General features: G+C 63.6%; 2 pseudogenes. One reads left to right on the top strand and one right to left on the bottom strand.

Annotation, left to right across the window (positions count from 1 at the left end):
• Positions 1-208: 208 nt before the first annotated feature.
• Positions 209-1024: pseudogene (locus tag JCM19049_RS13160) on the bottom strand (ParA family protein).
• A 359-nt stretch (positions 1025-1383) separates the two neighbouring features.
• Here JCM19049_RS13160 and JCM19049_RS20935 point away from each other — a divergent pair.
• A pseudogene (locus JCM19049_RS20935) lies at positions 1384-1816 on the top strand (biotin carboxylase N-terminal domain-containing protein); the annotation flags it as partial.

The raw sequence follows: 1816 nt of genomic DNA, 5'->3' as shown, positions 1-1816 counted from the left end.
TGCCGGGGCCTGGGAAGCCGTCGCATCGTGCGCTGTCGGACTGGCGCTACAAACCCCGCTGGATCGGGGCGAACAAAACTTCAGATACTGAAAAAGGACCACCATTCGGTGGTCCTTTTTCAGTCTTCGCTGCCGGTGGCCTTCGGTGGCATGGCTGCCTGGGCCGTGGCTGCCTGCGGGGTGTGCCCTGGGCATGCGCGTGGTGGGTCTAGGCGGGCTGGGCTGCCTTGTCGGTGGCCATGATTTCCTTCAGCAGCCCATCGAACTGGGACACGATCGGCCCGGTGGACTTGCTAGGCCACTGATGCACCGAGTAGGCCGCGCCTGGATCTGCTGCCATTCGGGGTGCTCGGGAATCTCCGGGGTGAGCATCGAGTCGCCGAACATCTGGCGCATCTCGTTCAGCCGGAAGGTGTGCTCGGCCGAATCCTTGCGCACGCGGTTGGCCACGACCTTGATCGGTCCCAGGGTGGGGGCGAATTCCTTGCGGAACAGCTCCAGGGCACGCTGGTGCGTTCGGTGCCGGCCACGGAGAACAGGCTGGGCTCGGCCACCAGCAGCAGCTGGTCCGAGGCGCTCCAGGCCATGCGGGTCAGCCCGTTGAGCGAGGGCGGGCAGTCGATGAGCACCAACTGGTAGCCGAAGTGCGGCTGAGCAGCTGGGTCAGGCGGCGCAGGTCGCGGGTGCGCAGGTCCGGACGGTCGTAGATGCCGGTGTAGGCATCGCCCACGGCCACATCGAGTACGGGGATGCGGGTGCGGGACTTCTTCTCGGCGGCCTTGGACTGCCAGGAGCTGGCGGCGACATTGTCCTGCAGGCGGGCGCGGCGCACGTTCTTCAGCATCTGCCCGATGGTCTGCTTGTCCTCGGCCCGAACGCCCAAACCGGTGCTGGCATCAGCATGCGGGTCCAGGTCGATGACGAGGGTGGGGATGCCGGCGGCGAGGGCGGCCGAGGCAAGACCGAGGGTCACCGAGGTCTTTCCTACGCCACCCTTGAGGCTGCTGATGCTCACTACGTGCACGGAACAGACCACGCCTTTCACTGTTCGCCGATTGAAGGTACCGCGGGACTTAATCTCTAATTATCATAGTCGGCTCGAGTCGAAATCCCCGAGTTCGCAACGTCGGTTTTTGCTCTTTATCACGATACCCCGCTTTATAACCACTGATCGCAACATGACGCTGTGGTCAGACCACAAGACGAAATTTTTGGTCAACGTGCCTGCCGTCACTGTAGGGTGTGGAATTAGGTGCTCGACAACGAGCCACTTCCGACGCCCTGCGCCGACGACGATGCCGGGTAGGTCTTGCTGTACCCAGCTGCCTGCTCCCGTACCGTCTGCGACGCGACGAATCGATGTAGGAACACCATGTTTGAAAAATCTTGGTTGCCAACCGCGGCGAGATCGCCATCCGCGCGTTCCGCGCCGCCAATGAACTCGAGGCAAAAACCGTTGCAGTCTACCCCTACGAGGACCGCAACTCGATCCACCGGCAGAAGGCCGATGAGTCCTACCGGATTGGCGAAGAAGGCACCCGGTCCGTGCCTACCTGGATGTAGACGAGGTGATCCGCGTCGCCAAGGAAGCCGGTGCGGACGCGATCTACCCGGGTTACGGTTCATGAGTGAAAATCCCGAGCTCTCCCGCGCTGCGAAGGAAAATGGCATCAAGTTCATCGGCCCCTCCGCCGACGTGCTGGAGCTGGCCGGCAACAAGGTCGCCGCGCTGAAGGCCGCCCGCGAGGCCGGCATCCCGGTGCTGGCCTCCACCGAGCCGAGCGACGACGTGGACTGGCTGACCGGTCAGGCGGAG

Source organism: Arthrobacter sp. JCM 19049 (genome assembly GCF_001310435.1).
Note: the sequence above shows the minus strand (reverse complement) of the source record. Positions and strands in the feature narration are given on the sequence as shown.